Origin of the sequence: Paraburkholderia sp. RL17-373-BIF-A, from assembly GCF_046030175.1 — a bacterium.
Classification (GTDB): domain Bacteria; phylum Pseudomonadota; class Gammaproteobacteria; order Burkholderiales; family Burkholderiaceae; genus Paraburkholderia.
Window position 1 is genome coordinate 211,448 of record NZ_JARESO010000002.1, and the last position, 16,422, is coordinate 227,869.

The 16,422-nt window shown below is 64.7% G+C and carries 11 protein-coding genes; 2 read left to right on the forward strand and 9 right to left on the reverse strand.

The annotated features are described in order from the left end of the window. Positions 1-250: 250 nt before the first annotated feature. Entirely contained in the window at positions 251-1,582 is a 1,332-nt protein-coding gene (locus P0D80_RS02930) for a YhjD/YihY/BrkB family envelope integrity protein (protein WP_408175028.1), read from the reverse strand. Between the two features lie 236 nt (positions 1,583-1,818). Between P0D80_RS02930 and P0D80_RS02935 the strand changes: the two genes are divergently transcribed. Further along, entirely contained in the window at positions 1,819-2,358 is a 540-nt protein-coding gene (locus tag P0D80_RS02935) for a YbaK/EbsC family protein (RefSeq protein ID WP_408281461.1), read from the forward strand. Between the two features lie 256 nt (positions 2,359-2,614). Further along, entirely contained in the window at positions 2,615-4,174 is a 1,560-nt protein-coding gene (locus P0D80_RS02940; protein WP_408281014.1) for a methyl-accepting chemotaxis protein, read from the forward strand. 8 nt (positions 4,175-4,182) lie between these two features. Here the strand turns inward: P0D80_RS02940 and P0D80_RS02945 are convergent, their stop codons facing one another. From P0D80_RS02945 to P0D80_RS02980, 8 genes are all read right to left on the reverse strand, one after another. Further along, the gene (locus tag P0D80_RS02945) at positions 4,183-4,629 is read right to left on the reverse strand and encodes a response regulator (RefSeq protein WP_408175027.1); all 447 of its coding nucleotides are present in this window, start codon (positions 4,627-4,629) and stop codon (positions 4,183-4,185) included. A gap of 160 nt (positions 4,630-4,789) precedes the next feature. After that, on the reverse strand, positions 4,790-6,277 hold the full coding sequence (locus tag P0D80_RS02950) for a SulP family inorganic anion transporter (protein ID WP_408281464.1): 1,488 nt from the start codon (positions 6,275-6,277) through the stop codon (positions 4,790-4,792). Positions 6,278-6,539: 262 nt separating this feature from the next. Beyond that, positions 6,540-7,130 carry a BPSL1445 family SYLF domain-containing lipoprotein gene (locus P0D80_RS02955; RefSeq protein WP_132377831.1) on the reverse strand — a complete coding sequence of 197 codons (591 nt, stop codon included), beginning with the start codon at positions 7,128-7,130 and terminating at the stop codon, positions 6,540-6,542. A 212-nt stretch (positions 7,131-7,342) separates the two neighbouring features. Further along, positions 7,343-8,731 carry an FAD-binding oxidoreductase gene (locus tag P0D80_RS02960; protein WP_408281018.1) on the reverse strand — a complete coding sequence of 463 codons (1,389 nt, stop codon included), beginning with the start codon at positions 8,729-8,731 and terminating at the stop codon, positions 7,343-7,345. A gap of 351 nt (positions 8,732-9,082) precedes the next feature. Further along, the gene (locus P0D80_RS02965; RefSeq protein WP_408281021.1) at positions 9,083-9,844 is read right to left on the reverse strand and encodes a 3-oxoacyl-ACP reductase; all 762 of its coding nucleotides are present in this window, start codon (positions 9,842-9,844) and stop codon (positions 9,083-9,085) included. 782 nt (positions 9,845-10,626) lie between these two features. Next, entirely contained in the window at positions 10,627-11,895 is a 1,269-nt protein-coding gene (locus tag P0D80_RS02970) for a hypothetical protein (RefSeq protein WP_408281023.1), read from the reverse strand. Between the two features lie 1,128 nt (positions 11,896-13,023). Continuing rightward, positions 13,024-13,683, reverse strand: a complete 660-nt coding sequence (pdeM, locus tag P0D80_RS02975) for a ligase-associated DNA damage response endonuclease PdeM (protein WP_408281025.1) — start codon at positions 13,681-13,683, stop codon at positions 13,024-13,026. Continuing rightward, positions 13,680-16,322, reverse strand: coding sequence for a ligase-associated DNA damage response DEXH box helicase (locus P0D80_RS02980; protein ID WP_408281028.1), 2,643 nt, complete (start codon positions 16,320-16,322; stop codon positions 13,680-13,682). Before P0D80_RS02980 ends, pdeM begins: the two co-directional genes overlap by 4 nt. Between the last annotated feature and the right edge of the window lie 100 nt (positions 16,323-16,422).

A 16,422-nucleotide genomic window follows, 5' to 3' on the forward strand; every position in this document is an offset into this window, starting at 1 on the left:
ATTCATTGACTCAGCATTATTGTTGTTTTGTTGACAGTGACTGCTCCAATACGTGTACTTTCGACACTGATTTGAATGGAGTTTGTAATGAAGTCGTCTAAGTTTCCTGCCCGTTTTGTAGCGTTTCCATAAAAATCGAGACAGATTCGCTTGACGACGCGGCTAGACAGGGTTTCGGCGCTGTGAGCAGGTGCTACCGTCCGGGCTGACGGGTGCAGCCCTGGTAACTGGCCTGGTTGCAACTTACGGTTTAGTGGTTGCTGTCGTCGGTATTGCGGCGCGCGACCATCACCGCGGCGAGCCCAGCGGTCGCCGCGAATAGCACCGACGTCCACGGATGTCGCCTCACGTAGCGATCAGCCGCAACGGCTTTGCGGCTCGCCTCAATGAGCGTGACGGCCGCGATGCGCGTCGCTTGCGCTTCGGCCAGCACGACCGTACGGCCGACCTTGAGCGCCGTCGCTCGCGCCGACGGCCTGTTTCTGGATTGCACCCGGAAAGTCCCCACCGGCGCTGCGCCGCTGAGTGCGCCCGCCTTTGCGTTGCGCATCGCGGGGGCGAGCGCGGCGTCGCCCAAAGCGGTGCGTCCGTCCGGTTCCGCGTCGGCGTGCGGCACGGCATCCGCCGCCATCGTCGATGCCGCCAGAACCGAGGCGAGCTTGGCGCGGCTGCCGGGCGGCGTGTCGTCCTGCATGCCCCAGCCACCGCGCGGATCGTGCATGCGCCCGCGCGCCGCCGAAAATTCCGCGCCGAGCAGCAGCACGGCGGCGGAGAAGTACAGCCACATCAGCAGCACGGCGAGCGAGCCGGCTGCGCCGAACGAGGTGGCCATGCCGGCGTGCGCGAGATACAGCGCGAACAGCTTCTTGCCCGCCGAAAACAGCACGGCCGCGACTATCCCGCCGACGAGCGCATCCCGCCAGCGCACGCGGGCATCCGGCAGGAACTTGAGCAAGCCGGCGAAGGCGAACGCCAGCACGAGCAGACCGACGCCGAGTTGCATAAGATTGCCGATCACGACATACGGCGAGTCGCCCCACAGCCATTTGCCGATGAAGATAATGACCGTATCGAGCACCAGCGAAACAATCAGCAGGAACGCGACGCCCAGCACCAGCCCGAACGAGATCAGGCGCACGCGCACCAGCGCGATCACGCTCGACGAGCGCGGCCCCGTGTACGGCCACACTATATTGAGTGCGCTGTTGAGCGACGAGAAGGTGGCCGAAGCGCCGATCACCAGTGTCGCGAGCGAAATGATCGCCGCTACGCCGCCGGCGCTGCCGCTGTGATGGGCGTTCTCGACAATGGTTTGCACGCCCGCGGCGGCCTGATCGCCGAGCAAGCCGTGAATGTGGTCGAACAACTCGCCGCGCGCGGCTTCGGCGCCGAAGAACCAGCCGGCCACGGCGATCACCATGACCAGCGTGGGCGCGAGCGAGAACGCGGCATAGAAGGCGATGCTGGCGGCCATCGCAGCGCAGCGGTCTTCGGAGAACTGCTTGAAGGCACCGATGGCCCAGTTGGCCTGCTTACGGGCCACCAGTTGGAGGTTCTCGGCGGAAAGCGTGTCGATGTCCATGGTCGTGTTTCCCAATGGGTGCTGGCGCCGCGCGGGCAAGACGAGGTAGCGGGTGCGGACCGGGGCGGACTGTCCAAGCAACTTGGCCACGGTCTTCGCGTCAAAGCCTTTCGCAAACCTTGTGCCTGTCACTATAACAAGCGCGACCGGCGCGCGCCGCCTCCGTGCCGGGCCGCACACCTCGGGAGAGGAGTGCCGTTAGAATGCCGAGGGATCCTCCTACACTTTTGCTCACTATGCACTCGCACGAACTCGTACAGCGGCTGGACGTCATTGCAGCGGAACAACTGGGCGCGCATTTGCCTGCGCATGTGGTCGAGCAATTGCCGGCGCATGGCGTAACGGTTTTCTCCGTCACCGACGACGCGTCGGATACCGCCGCATTCAGCGCGCGCTACGGCTTCGGTCTGGAAGACTGCGCGAACACGATCGTGATCCGCTACAAGAAAGAGGGCGCCGAGCATTACGCGGCGGTGGTCTCGCTGGGTTCGCTGCGGCTCGACATCAACGGCGCGGTGAAAGCGGCGCTGGGCGCGCAGCGGCTTTCGTTCGCCAAGCGGGAAGCGGCGGTGGAGCACAGCGGCATGGAGTTCGGCGGCATCACGGTTTTCGGCTTGCCGGACGACTGGCGCATTCTCGTCGATGCCGCCGTTATGGAGCGGACCCAGATCGTCATGGGCGCGGGCGTGCGAGCCGCCAAGTTGTTGCTGGCGCCCGACGTGTTGCGTCAATGGCCGCGCTGCGAAGTTGCGTCGCTGACGCTGCCGGCGGAGTGAGGCTCGGCTCGATCCGCAAGCACGACATCAGATTAAGCGAAGGGCGCCGCCGCGCGCGTGTCTCTTAGTAAACAGAGCCAGCCGGGTTCGCGCTCCGGCCGGAGCCTGCCACACCCACGTCCTGGCCCGGCGTCCGAAGCCGACCGGCAAAGCCTGAAGTTTTCCCCCGCTCCGCCGTTAATCCAAAGAGTGACATGAACCGCCGCGGCGTCCGCCGCGAGGCGGCGCGTCGACGACACGTACAAGGGATACGGAGATGGAACGGTTTCGCCTGAAGGTGCGGCTTTGGCTTGCACTAGCAGTCATGTGCATGGGAATTCTGGCAATCGGCCTGTGGGGCGCTTTCAAAACACGCGACACGATGATCGCCGACCGCCAGGCCGAACTGAAGAGCGTGGTCAGCGTGGCGTACAGCGTGCTCGATCGCTATAACGGCCTGGTCGCCGCGGGCACCATGCCGCTCGCCGACGCGCAGCGCACGGCGATGGCCGATCTGCGCGCCATGCGCTACGACGGTGCAGGCGGCTACCTCGTGATCGAGGACGCGCATGCCCGCGTGCTGATGCACGGCGTGCGCGCCGACCTCGAAGGCAAGGACATGAGCGGCTTCACCGACCCGCAAGGCCGCCACGTATTCAAGGACGGCTCCGATCTCGCCCAGCGAGAAGGCGAAGGCTTCATCCACTTGCAGTTCCTGAAGCCGGGCTCCAACGAAATGGCGCCGAAGATCAACTACGTGCGGCTGTACAAGCCGTGGGACTGGGCGATCGTCACCGGCGTATTCACCGACGATATCGACGCCGCGTTCTACACGACACTCATCCAGTATGTGGGCGCCGCGTTGCTGCTGTGCCTGGTGGTGTCGCTCGTGATCGGCGTGATTCTGCGCAGCATTTTGCGGCAACTCGGCGGCGAACCGGCGTACGCGGCGCAGATCGCCGCGCGTATCGCCGACGGCGACCTCGACGTGACGGTGGAGACGAAAGCCGGCGACGAAACCAGCCTGCTGGCCGCGATGCAGCGCATGCAGCAGCGCCTCGCGCAGGCGATCGCGCAGATTCGCGGCGGCGCGACGCTGATCTCGACGGTGTCCAACGAAATCGCCGCCGGCAATGCAGACCTGTCGCGCCGTACCGAGCAGCAGGCCACCGCGCTCGGCGAAACCGCGTCGAGCATGGAGCAGATCACCGCGACCGTGAAGCAGAACGCCGACAACGCGAAGCAGGCGAGCCAGTTGGCGCATAACGCATCGGAGACGGCGGCGCGCGGCGGCGAAGTGGTCGGCCAGGTGGTCGAGACGATGCGCGGCATTTCGCAGTCGTCGCATCGGATCGGCGACATCATCGGTGTGATCGAGGGGATCGCGTTTCAGACCAACATTCTTGCTTTGAACGCGGCGGTCGAAGCGGCGCGCGCCGGCGAGGAAGGACGCGGCTTCGCCGTGGTGGCGGGCGAAGTGCGCAGCCTCGCGCAGCGCAGCGCGGCGGCCGCGAAGGAGATCAAGACGCTGATCGAAGAGTCCGCGGCACAGATCGAAGGCGGCTCGCAGTACGTGAGCCGCGCCGGCGAAACCATGCAGGAAGTCGTGCAGGCGGTGCGTCGCGTGACGGACATCATGGGCGAGATCAGCGCGGCTTCGGTGGAGCAAAGCTCGGGCATCGAGCAGGTCAACATCGCGGTGGCGAGCATGGATCAGACGACCCAGCAGAACGCAGCGTTGGTGGAAGAAGCGAGCGCGTCAGCGGATGTGCTGAAAGCGCAGACCGGGCAGCTTAGCGCGGCGATTGCCGTGTTCACACTGCCGGAAGGCCGCTGACCGGCCGCTCACGCCTGGGCGAAGTGGTTTTCGAGAATATCCGCCACGCGCCAGAGCGAACAGGGGCGCCGGCAATGGCCGTCGAAGCCGGCGTCTTTCAGCAGGCCGATCGGGTCGAGCGGCCAGACGTTGCTCATGGCCAGCATCAGGACGTCGGCATTGGACCGTTCCGCGCGCGCCGTGCGCGTGAATTCATAGCTGGAAACGGAGTCCAGGCGCGTGTCGAGTAAAACCGCGTGCGGCTTCCACCACTTCAGAAAGCTTTGCATCTTGATCAGATCTGCGGCGTAGATCGCGTCGTAGCCCTTCAGCGAAAGCAGCAGCACCAGCGATTCGCCGATCGCCTTGTCACGATGTCCTATTAGAACGCGGCGCGATTGCCTGGCATCCGCTGCGCTTCTGCGTTTCCAGATCGCAAACTCGGTTTCATCGTCGAGCGATACGCGTCTTGTCACGGTGGCCTCCGAAGACTGCACGCGGAACGTCTACTGTAGTACGAAAAACCAACGGTCTCGGGAAATATTACCTTCGATCAGTGTTTGCACCAGGTGCAAATTGGCGTTGGAAATTCGTCAGGTTGCGCGCGCAACTTTCAGGTGTCCGTGCTGCCATTCGTCATGCAAATGCAATTCCGGCGCGGCTCAGCAGACGCTGGTTGCGCTCGGACAAGTTCTTCATACGTAGTTCCTTGCCGGCTTTTCGATAACGTTCGACCAAGCCTTGCAATGCCGCAAGCGCGGAATGATCGGCCAACAGCAGATCGCGGCAGTCGACCGTGACGCGCTCGGGATCTTTTACCGGGTCGAAAAGCTCGTGAAAACGCGTGGTCGATGCGAAGAACAGCGTGCCGCGCGGCGCGTAGATTTTATCGCCGGCGCGATCTTCGACATGCGCGTGAATTTCACGAGCGTGCTGCCACGCGAAATTGAGCGCGGCGATCACGATGCCGCACAGCACGGCGATCGCCAGATCGGAGAACACGGTGATGATGGTGACCGCCACGATCACCAGCGCGTCGTTGCGCGGCACCTTGCCCAGCACCCGCAGCGAGCCCCATGCGAAAGTTTGCTGCGCGACCACGAACATCACGCCGACGAGTGCCGCCAGCGGAATGCGCTCGATCAGCGGGGACAGGAACAGGATGTACATCAGGATCATCACGCCGCTGACGATACCCGACAGGCGCGAACGGCCGCCTGAATTCAGATTGATCATGGTCTGGCCGATCATGGCGCAGCCGCCCATGCCGCCGAACAAACCCGAGGCGATATTCGCCGCGCCGAGCGCAAGGCATTCGCGGTTCGGCTGGCCGCGCGTTTCGGTGATCTCGTCAGTCAGATTGAAGGTGAGCAGCGTTTCCAGCAGACCGACGATCGCCATCAGCACCGCGTAGGGCAGCACCACATGCAGCGTGTCGAGATTCAGCGGGACGCTCGGCATATGCAGACTCGGCAGGCCGCCCGCAATGTGCGCCATGTCGCCTAGCGTGCGCGTCGGCACATGCAGCAACTGCGTGAAGAGACCCACGCCGACAATCGCCACCAGCGCGGGCGGCGCCGCGCGCGTGAGCCGCGGCAGCAGATAGACGATCGCCATGGTCAGCGCCACCAGTCCGCACATCATCAGCAGCGCGCTGCCGTGCAGCCATTGTTCGCCTTGCGGCGTGGTCTGTCTGAAGTGCGCGAGCTGCGCCGTCGCAATGATGATCGCCAGCCCGTTGACGAAGCCGAGCATCACCGGATGCGGGACCATGCGGATCAGTTTGCCGAGTCGCAGCGCGCCGAATAGCACCATCAGCATGCCGCTGAGGATCACTGTTGCGAGCAGATATTGCGCACCGTGTTGCACGACGAGCGCCACGATGACCACCGCCATCGAACCGGCGGCCCCGGAAATCATGCCGGGCCGTCCGCCGAACAACGCCGTGATGGCGCAGATGAAGAAAGCGCCGTACAGGCCCATCAACGGATTGAGGTGGGCAACCAGCGCGAAGGCGCTGCATTCCGGCACCAGCGCGAACGACGAGGTCAGTCCTGCGAGGACATTGCTTTTGATGCCGGGCAGCGTGGCGAGCCAGCCGTGAGTGGGACGAGCGGTGTTCATCTTCTGCGAGGTGGGAAGTCCGGGCAAACGGCGCGTATGCATGCGAGACGCGCGTATGCGGACAGATGAGTGTCCCGGCCTGGGGCGCAGCGGTGGCCGGGCAAGATTGCAAAAAGCGTGGATTTTACAGCACTGCGGTCAGGGTGACCGGGAGGCGGGCAACGCACTGGCAGCTTCCGCGCCGGGCCATGCTAGGCGGAGGTGCCACGCAACCGACGAGGCGGCTGCGTGGCAATGCGCGTGTGCGTTCAGACTCAAATACTCAAATCATCAGACGCGAGACCTTGGTGCCCTCGAGCGATATGCCGGCCATCAGGCCGCCGTTCGTCAGCACAAAGGCTTCGACCGGACTCGTGGCGGTCGACGTGTCGACCGCGCCGTTCGCGCCGATCTTCAGCAAGGCGACGGTGGCATCCGCGCCGGCAGCCCAGCCTTGGCTGCTGGTGAATTTGTCGAGTGCATCTTGCGTCATGAACAGGAATATGAGGGCCTTCGACTGCGCGCCGATCTGCAAACCGAACGAGCCCGCGACGGTGCTGTAGTAACCGGTCGTGCGGCCGGCCACGCGCAGCGCGCCTTCGCCGTACTGGCCGCCGACCCAGAAGCCCGCCGAGATGACGTTCGGGAACACCAGAATGCCGCGTGCTTTGGCCACCAGTTCACGCGAGCCGGCGACGTTCTCGTAGAGACGCGACAGCGTGGAATCGACTCCCGCGTTGATGCTGTCACGCTTGCCGGCGTTGGCCGAAGGCGATGCGCTCGAGGACGGCGACGTCGTCGTGCAGCCCGCGAGGCCGAAACCTGCAGTGGCGAGCGCGGCGCTGGTGGTCATGATGAATTGTCGTCTGCGCATGATTGTTTTCCTTTTGCGTTATTGACGTTATGAAGTGGCGTTTTTCGTTTCCAAGGAAGCGGTAGGGCCGTGACGCCGGCACGCCCGTACGTCAATTGCTAACCAGCACTTTGCGTGCCCGGCCCCGCCGCGCGCGTGTTCACGGCAGCCCTGGCACGCGTTAGCGAGGACAAGGCGCAAGATCCCGGCGCCCGTTCCCCGCCTGTCTATGACTACGCCGACGGCCGGATGTTCTGGTTGTGACGGAACAGGTTGCGTGGATCGTAGCGGTTTTTTACACCGACGAGGCGTTCGTAATTCGGCCCGTACGCATCTGCGACGCGTCCACCTTCCTCCTCCGTCATGAAGTTGACGTAGACGCTGCCGAGCGCGAACGGCGCCGCTGCATCGAAAAATGCGCGGGCCCAGCGGACACAGCGCTCGTCGTCGCTCGCATCGTCCCAGCGGCCGTGCACGTTCATCGCGTACAGCGTGTCGCGGCTCGAATAGGCAGTGGCTTCGACTGGAACGCGCTGGGTCTGCTCGCCGATCTGTCCGAAGAAAATCTCGCATTGCGGCGACGGCAGATTGTCGATCGCGGCGAGCAGCGCGTCGATGAGGCCGTCCGGAATCTCGTCGAGATTGTGCGATTTCCAGTAGTTGCGCGCGCCCGGCGTGAGCAGCGGGTCGAACGCCTGTTGCCACATGACAAACGGCATTGGGCCGAGATGTTCGCCGAGCGGCGTTCCAAAGGCGCGCACGAATTCCACCGCGGCCGGACCGCTTTCGACGTCGCCGGTATAGCACATCGCGAAGACGATCACCGGCTTGCCGTGTACTTCGGGTGGCAGAAAGGGCAACGGCGGCGCGAGTCGCAGCACGGCCCACACGCTCAGTTCCTGCGGCATGCCGGCGTTAGCGGCGCGGTATTTGAGCAGGGCGTCCCTCGCCTGGTCGATCGGCAGGACCACGAGGCCGCCGTACACCAGTGGTCCGACCGGATGCAGGGCGAACTCGAATCGCGTGACGACGCCGAAATTGCCGCCGCCGCCGCGAATGGCCCAGAACAGATCTTCGTGCGAATCGGCGCTCGCGTGGACCAGTTCGCCCTCGGCGGTGACGACGTCGGCTGACACCAGATTGTCCACGGTCATGCCGTATCTACGGCTCAGCCAGCCGAAGCCGCCGCCGAGCGTCAGGCCCGCGACGCCGGTGGTGGAGTTGATGCCGAGCGGCGTGGCGAGTCCGAAGGCCTGCGCTTCATGATCGAAATCGCGCAGCGTCGCGCCCGGTTCGACATACGCGCGACGGGCCGCGGGATCGATGCGCACCGATTTCATCTGCGACAGGTCGAGCACGACGCCGTCGTTGCACAATGCGCTGCCGCCGATGTTGTGGCCGCCGCCGCGAATTGCGAGCGGCAGGCCGTTGTCGCGCGCGAACGCCACGCCGCGGCGCACGTCGGCTACGCCTGCGCAACGCAGGATGATCGCCGGACGCCGGTCGATCATCGCGTTCCAGATGCTGCGGGCTTCATCGAAGCTCGCGTCGCCGGGCAGCAGAACCTGGCCCCGCATGGCGGTTTTCAATTCGTCGACGGCGCTGCTGGACACATTAACCATGGCTCAAACTCCTGAGATAGTGGTGGAGATTTGCAGAACACTATTCAGCTGACCAAAGCAAATCGGAAGTGTTCTGAAAGCTTGTTTTGCGTCCAGTAAACGAGTCTGCCTCCTGAAGTCAAACAAAGGTAAACCCGCGTTCTTTACCGATTGTGCGCAGGAGCTCGCGCGGCAAGCGTCCGCGGGCCTTGGCGGTGGCGCTAGCCCATCCCGGCGCCGCGGATGGTGGAAATGCTTCGGAAAAAGATGCTGACAGGAAGTGTTGGTTGTGCCGCGGCGTGGTGGGTGCGCAGCGACACTTCCTGGTTTGGCTCGCGCGAATGGGAGGCGCACGAATGGTGAGCGAACCGCTCAGCCCTTCACGAGGCCGCCGTCGACGATCAGGTTCTGGCCGGTCACCGCGCGTGACCACGGCGACAGGAAGAACAGAACGGCATCCGCGAACTCTTCCGGTGTCGTGACGCGGCGCACCGGCGTGGAGCTCGCGATCAGGTCGAAGACGAATTCCGGCGTGGCCGCGCTTGCGTCGGTGGTGCGCAGCAGTCCGCCGGACACCATGTTCACCGTGATGCCGTCCGGACCGAGATCGTGGGCGGCGGTGCGCGTGATCGACAACAGCGCCGCTTTGGCCGCGGTGTAGTCGTGATAGGGAACCACGGGGTTCTGAAACAGATTGGTGCCCACGTTGACGATGCGGCCGAACCCTCGCGAACGCATGCCGGCGACCGCCGCCTGAATCGTATTGAGCGCGCCTTTAAGCGAGCCGTCGAGTTGCTGCTGGAAACGCGCCCAGTCGATGGAGTCGATTTTCGGGCGAGCGTCGCCGTCGAACTGGAAGTCGGCCAGCGCGTTGTTCACTACCGACACGATGGGTTGCCCGGTTTGCACCTGTGCTTTTTCAAACAGGCGCGTGACGGCGGCCGCGTCCGTGACGTTCGCCCGAAGCGGCAGCACACGATCGCCCAATTCCTCTTTCAACGCGAGAGCCGCTGTTTCGCTGTTGCGGTAGTTCACGACCACGCTCGCGCCTTCGCGCACCAGCGCGCGCGTGATCGCCGCACCGAGTCCGCGAGCGCCGCCCGTGACCAGCACCCATTGTTCGGATAGAAGCATCGGTTCTCCTGTTGTCGATGAAATTGCGATGCTCGTATTGTCGCTCGATTCAGGATTCGCGCTCGCTCCGTGCGATGGCGCATACATCGCGAACGAATTCAAAAAGGAATTGGTGGTGGATTCGCGCGGCAATTGGAATGCGGTGCGTGCCACAAGTTTTATATGGCGAGGAAGGGTAGTCGATCCGATGATGAAATGCTTCTGTTCGCTCGACGTCTTTGCGCCGTGCCGAAGTACGGAGGTGATTATGGTGCAGAGTAAATAGTCCGAGTTGTGCCGTCTGTGTGATTGCCCTCACTCGCGCATGGGCAGTTTCCTTTTTGTGTTCGCATGCACACGTATATGAAGCATTCGAGCGCATCGGCTTGATTCATCTGATCAAGCGGATTAAGGAAAACGTAAAAAAATAATAGTTTGGACTGCGTATCTAAAGGCTCGAATCTTCGACTCTTTATAAGGCCGGTAACTGACGATCTTTGACAGTTCCGCTGCGCAATTAATCGTAAAAAACGCGGTGATATCGCATTGCGTGGGGTAGCGCACGGTCACTGAATGGCACTCCGCATAACTTCAACGTCCATCAGGCCCAGCTGTGCGGTTTTAAAAAACAGGCTCGCGCACAGCCAGTTGTCTTCTCTCGAATCACGTTGAATCGGACCGGGGTTTTCCGCGCGAGAGAGGCCGAGCGTCATGTGGTTTTAGCGTAACGCGAGGCAAAGACGACTGGGCGTTGAGGTTTCATCTTTGACAGTGAACAGAGATTCACCTGTTACCAGGGCCGGTCACTCAAAGCATATAGTTAGGAGAATGAAATGAAAAAGCAAAACGGGGACGCGCTGGCGCTGGGGACGCGCCGGGCGGTATTCGCAGTTGCTGTGAGTCTGTATGCGGCGATGGCGGGTGCGCAAACGAATCCGGCTGCGTCGGCCGCGCCGTCGGTCAGCTCGAACAAGATGATGTTGGCGCAAGCCTTGCCGGCCGATTGTCTGGACTCGCTTGGGTGCAAGCGGGAAATCGGTAGCCTCGTGATGCCTGGTGGAAGTGGAATCGCCGCGGCTGCGGGTGGGTCGGTATCGGCTACGGGCAGCGGCGGCAACGGGCCTTCGTCGGTGGGGGCGACGGGCGCGGGCAATAGCGGCGCGAATGGTGGGGCTAACTCCGGCTCGTCGGGGTTGGGCTCCGGCAGTACGGGTAGTGGCGGCGGCGGAACCGGCACAGGGGGTGATGGCGGTGATGGCGGTGGCACCGGCGGCGATGGAGGTGACGGTGGCGACGGCGGCGATGGCGGCGGTCATGGTCATGGCCATGGTGGCCATCATGGTCACGGCGGTCATCACGGTCATGGCGATGGTGATGGTGATGGTGGTCATCATGGCGATGGTGGCCATCATGGTGACGGCGGTCATGGCGATGGTGGCCATGGTGATGGTGGTCATGGCGATGGTGGTCATGGTGATGGCGGTCATGGTGGTAGCGGTCATGGTGGTAGCGGTCATGGTGACGGCGGTCATGGCGATGGCGGCCATGGCGACGGCGGCCACGGCGATGGCGGTCATGGCGATGGTGGCCATGGTGATGGCGGTCATGGCGATGGTGGCCATGGTGATGGCGGTCATGGTGGTAGCGGTCATGGCGACGGCGGTCATGGTGACGGTGGACATGGCGATGGTGGTCATGGTGGTAGCGGTCATGGTGACGGCGGTCATGGCGATGGCGGCCATGGTGACGGTGGTCATGGCGACGGCGGCCACGGCGACGGTGGTCACGGTGACGGTGGTCATGGCGATGGTAGCCATGGTGACGGTGGTCACGGCGACGGCGCTCACGGCGATGGTGGCCATGGCGATGGTGGTCACGGCGACGGCGGTCATGGCGCTAGCGGTCACGGCGACAGTGGTCATGGTGACGGCGGCAAGGGCGACGGCGGCAAGGGCGGAAATGGTCCCGGCACAGGCGGCTCGGGCAATGGTGGCCATGGAGAAGGCGGCCACGGCGACGGCGGCAATGGCGGAAACGGTCCTGGCGCGGGCGGTCCCGGCAGTGGTGGTCACGGAGACGGCGGCAAAGGCGGAAGCGGTCCTGGCGCAGGTGGCTCGGGCAATGGCGGTCCTGGCGCAGGCGGCCCGGGCAATGGCGGCTCCGGCAATGGCGGTCCTGGCGCGGGCGGCTCGGGCAACGGCGGTCCTGGCGCAGGCGGCCCGGGTAACGGCGGTGCTGGCGCGGGCGGCCCGGGTAACGGCGGTTCCGGCAACGGCGGCAAAGGCGGAAGCGGTCCTGGCGGAGGCGGCGCTGGCAATGGTGGCCCGGGCGCAGGTGGTTCGGGCAACGGCGGTGCTGGCGCAGGCGGCCCGGGTAACGGCGGTTCCGGCAACGGCGGCAAGGGCGGAGGCGGTCCTGGCGGAGGCGGCGCTGGCAATGGCGGTCCTGGCGCAGGTGGCCCGGGCAATGGTGGTCCTGGCGCAGGCGGGCCGGGCAACGGCGGCAAGGGCGGAGGCGGTCCTGGCGCAGGTGGCCCGGGCAATGGCGGTCCTGGTGCAGGCGGCCCGGGTAATGGTGGCTCCGGCAACGGCGGCAAGGGCGGAAGCGGTCCTGGCGCAGGTGGCCCCGGCAATGGCGGTCCTGGTGCAGGCGGCCCGGGTAACGGCGGTCCCGGCAACGGCGGCAAGGGCGGAAGCGGTCCTGGTGCAGGTGGCCCCGGCAACGGCGGTCCTGGCGCAGGCGGCCCCGGCAACGGCGGTCCCGGCGCAGGCGGCCCCGGCAACGGCGGTCCTGGCGCAGGCGGCCCCGGCAATGGCGGTCCCGGCGCAGGTGGCCCGGGCAATGGCGGTCCCGGCGCAGGCGGCCCCGGCAACGGCGGCCACGGCCGCGGCGGTAACGGCCCAGGCTCCGGCAACGGAGGCCAAGGCCACGGCGGCGGCTTCGGCGGCGGCTTCGGCTCAGGCCGCGGCGGCTTCGGTGGCGGCTTTGGCGGCCACGGTGGCGGCTACGGCGGAGGCGGCGGAGGAGGAGGCCACGGCGGCGGCAACCACTAACGGAGCGACGCTCCTTCATCGCACGGAGGCCGGGAGACCGGCCTCCCTACCGATGCCAAACGGAGCGAGCGAACGACCCCCGTCCGCTCGCTCCCACCCTCAACCTCCACGAACCAGTTGCTCAAGAGATCAGAACGAAGTCCCGCATCACACCACTTCAATCACCTTCTCCTGCACCACCAGGAAAACCTTCTCCCCGGCCACGCGACCATCCTCACGCGCGCCTCCAGTAAAACTCCCGAACGCAGGCAACACCCCACACGCCGTCCCAAACCGGAAACACGGAACCCGTACCGAATCGTTGCGCGTCGCAATCCGATACACCGGGTGCATATGTCCCGCGAGCGCATACGCACCTTCCACCCGCTGCGGGTGATGACACAACGCCCACGGCCCCACACGCCAAGGCTCCTGCACATACTCGACGTCGAGCGTCGCCGGCAGCGCGCCCGCATGCCGGTCGTGATTGCCCTCGACCAACACAACCCGCAGCCCCGCATGCCGCGCGCGCCAGACATGCAATGCGTCGAGCGTCTCGCTGGCATGCGACTCGCGCGCATGCAGCAGGTCGCCGAGAAACACCAGCATGGCCGGTTCGAACTCGGCGATCAGAATATCCAGGCGCATCAGGTTGTCGGCGGTCGAGCCGATCGGCACCGGAATGCCGCGTGCGCGAAACACCGCGTCCTTGCCGAAATGCGCATCGGCGACGAACAGACAGCGCAGCGCCGGATCGAACATCGCGCGCAAGCTCGACAGCACAAGAGCATGCCCGGCGATCTCCACCGGCAACGATGCCGGCTTCATGTGCGGGCCGCCTTCTCGAGTTCGGCGAGCATCCGCTCGACGCGATCCGCGAGTTTCTCCGTGCTGACCTTTTCCCGCAGGCGTCCGACGATCAGCGGAAACGCAAATGGCGTCGGCTTTTTCGGTCGCGTGACGACCACGCGGCTCGCGTTCATGCGTTCGAGCGCAATGCGAATGCGGCGGGCGTCGAGTTCCTGCAGCAGCACTTCGTCGTCGGCCTGGTTGAGCAACAGGTTGCCGCGATCGTGATTGCGAAAGATTTCGTAGAAGAGGCCACTCGACGCCTGCAATTGCCGCGCGCTTTTCTGCTGCCCTGGATGCCCCTGGAACACCAGCCCCGACACGCGCGCAATCTCGCGAAAGCGCCGCATCGAGAGTTCCGAAGAATTGAGACTGGCGAGAATGTCGTGATCCAGTTCTTTGGGCGAGAGCAAACCGCTTTCGAGTTGCGCAGCCCAATCGAATGGTTGCGCGGACAGCAATTCAAAGCCGTAGTCGTTCATCGAAATAGAAAACGTGCCGGGCTTTTCGCGTGCGACGCGCCATGCGAGCAATGCGCCCAAACCGATATGCGCCGTGCGCCCGGCAAACGGATAGCAAAAGAAATGGTGTCCCTCGCGCGATTTCACTAACTCCACCACCAGCACGCCCGGCTCGGGCAAGGCCGACCACTTCTGCTGCAATTCGAGCAGCGGCCGCACGGCACGCATTTCGGGTTCGTCGTAGATGCCGCCGGCCGCGCGTGCGAGCATCGTCAGCGTGGCGTCGGCGAGTTCGGAGGACAGCGGCATGCGGCTGCCCGCCCATTGCGGCATGGCTCCACGCGATGATGTCGCGCGCCGAACCCACGCGGTCATATCCTGCACGCGGATCAATTCGAGTGCACGGCCGCCGAAGGTAAAAATATCGCCCGGTTTCAGCCGCGAAATAAACGATTCCTCGATCGCGCCGAGCCGTCCGCCCGAGAGATAAGCGACGTTCAAAGTGCCGTTCGCGACGATCGTGCCGATGTTGTTGCGATGCCTTCGCACCAGATCCTCTCGCGGCACGCGGTACAGGCCGTCGCTTTCGCGTACCACGCGATGGTAGTCAGGATAGGCGCGCAATGCCGTTCCTCCGCCTTCGACGAAGCCGAGCGCCCAGTCGAACTCCGCCTGCGTCAGCTGCCGGTAGGCGTAGGTGCTGCGAATCTCGCCGTACAGTTCGCGCGCGTCGAAACCGCCGCCGATCGCCACGGTGACGAGATGCTGCACCAGCACGTCGAACGGTTTCTCGGGCGTCTCGCGTCCTTCTATCTGACGCTTCTCGACAGCCTCGCGCGCGGCGGCGGCCTCGACCAGTTCGAGCGCATGCGTCGGCACGATCGTGACACGCGACGGCCGCCCCGGCGCGTGACCCGAACGCCCCGCGCGCTGCATCAAACGCGCGACGCCTTTGGGCGAGCCGATCTGGAACACGCGCTCCACCGGCAGAAAATCGACACCCAGATCGAGGCTCGATGTGCACACAACCACTTTCAACAAGCCACTCTTGAGGCCACGCTCGACCCATTCGCGCACTTCCTGATCGAGCGAGCCGTGATGCAGCGCGATCAGGCCGGCCCATTCGGGCCGCGCTTCGAGCAGCGCCTGATACCAGACCTCGCATTGCGAGCGTGTATTGGTAAACACGAGCGACGTTTGAGCCTCGCCGATCGCTTCGGCCACTGCGCCGACCTGGCGCATGCCCACATGGCCGCCCCACGGAAACCGCTCGATGGTCTCGGGAATCACCGTATCGACGATCAGTGCTTTCGGCAGCGCGCCATGCACGCTCACGCGTGGCGTCTTCACGGGCGCGAGCAAGACATCGGCGGCGAAGGACAGATTGCCGAGCGTCGCCGACAAGCCCCATACCTGCAATTCAGGCCGCCAATGCGCGAGACGCGCGAGCGCGAGTTGCGTCTGCGTGCCACGCTTATTGCCGAGCAACTCGTGCCATTCGTCGACGATCACCAATCGCACGTGCGCGAGCACGTCGCGTGCATCCGGGCGAGTGAGGATGAGCGAGAGACTTTCAGGCGTCGTGACCAGCGCCGACGGCATGCGCCGGTTCTGCCGCGCGCGCTCGGCCGACGACGTATCGCCTGTGCGTAACCCGACGCTCCACGGCACGGCGAGTTCCGCGGCCGAACTTTGCAACGCGCGCGCGGTGTCCGCAGCGAGCGCGCGCATCGGTGTGATCCACAGCACGGTGAGCGGCTCCGGCTGTGTGCGGGGCGTGCGTTTGCGCGTGGTTGGCAGGGCGGCAAAAGCGGCCAGTGCGCCGAACCATACCGCCCATGTTTTACCTGCGCCGGTCGTGGCGTGCAGCAAACCGCTCGCGCCACGGCCGATTTCCTGCCAGACCTCGCGTTGAAACTCGAATGGCTGCCAACGGCGCGCGTCGAACCACTCGGCGAGTTTTACGGCAAAGGGGCGTTGTGCAGCGGTTTCGTCGATGGAAAAAGGCAGCGGCTCGAACGCCGGCTCACGCGCGTCGAGCCGCGCCTGTTGCTCGCGGCTGCGCGGAATCCGGCGCGGCCGGGGCGCGCGGCGCCGCTCCGGAAGAGCAGACGGCGCCGGGGCCGTGGTCTCGTCGGAATCAGCCGGCTCGGTCATCGAAAAGCGCTCTTTAGCATCGGATTCGCGTGTCGGCGAACAACTCGAAGGAGGGGGTCTTCTATGTCGACCGCCAAACCGCACAGGTGGTTCACCACGC

Coding starts and splice junctions, on each gene's coding strand:
- pdeM (WP_408281025.1), bottom strand. CDS start 13,683: ATGAAGCCGGCATCGTTGCCGGTGGAGATCGCCGGGCATGCTCTTGTG.
- P0D80_RS02980 (WP_408281028.1), bottom strand. CDS start 16,322: ATGACCGAGCCGGCTGATTCCGACGAGACCACGGCCCCGGCGCCGTCT.
- P0D80_RS02955 (WP_132377831.1), bottom strand. CDS start 7,130: ATGCGCAGACGACAATTCATCATGACCACCAGCGCCGCGCTCGCCACT.
- P0D80_RS02950 (WP_408281464.1), bottom strand. CDS start 6,277: ATGAACACCGCTCGTCCCACTCACGGCTGGCTCGCCACGCTGCCCGGC.
- P0D80_RS02930 (WP_408175028.1), bottom strand. CDS start 1,582: ATGGACATCGACACGCTTTCCGCCGAGAACCTCCAACTGGTGGCCCGT.
- P0D80_RS02935 (WP_408281461.1), top strand. CDS start 1,819: ATGCACTCGCACGAACTCGTACAGCGGCTGGACGTCATTGCAGCGGAA.
- P0D80_RS02940 (WP_408281014.1), top strand. CDS start 2,615: ATGGAACGGTTTCGCCTGAAGGTGCGGCTTTGGCTTGCACTAGCAGTC.
- P0D80_RS02965 (WP_408281021.1), bottom strand. CDS start 9,844: ATGCTTCTATCCGAACAATGGGTGCTGGTCACGGGCGGCGCTCGCGGA.
- P0D80_RS02960 (WP_408281018.1), bottom strand. CDS start 8,731: ATGGTTAATGTGTCCAGCAGCGCCGTCGACGAATTGAAAACCGCCATG.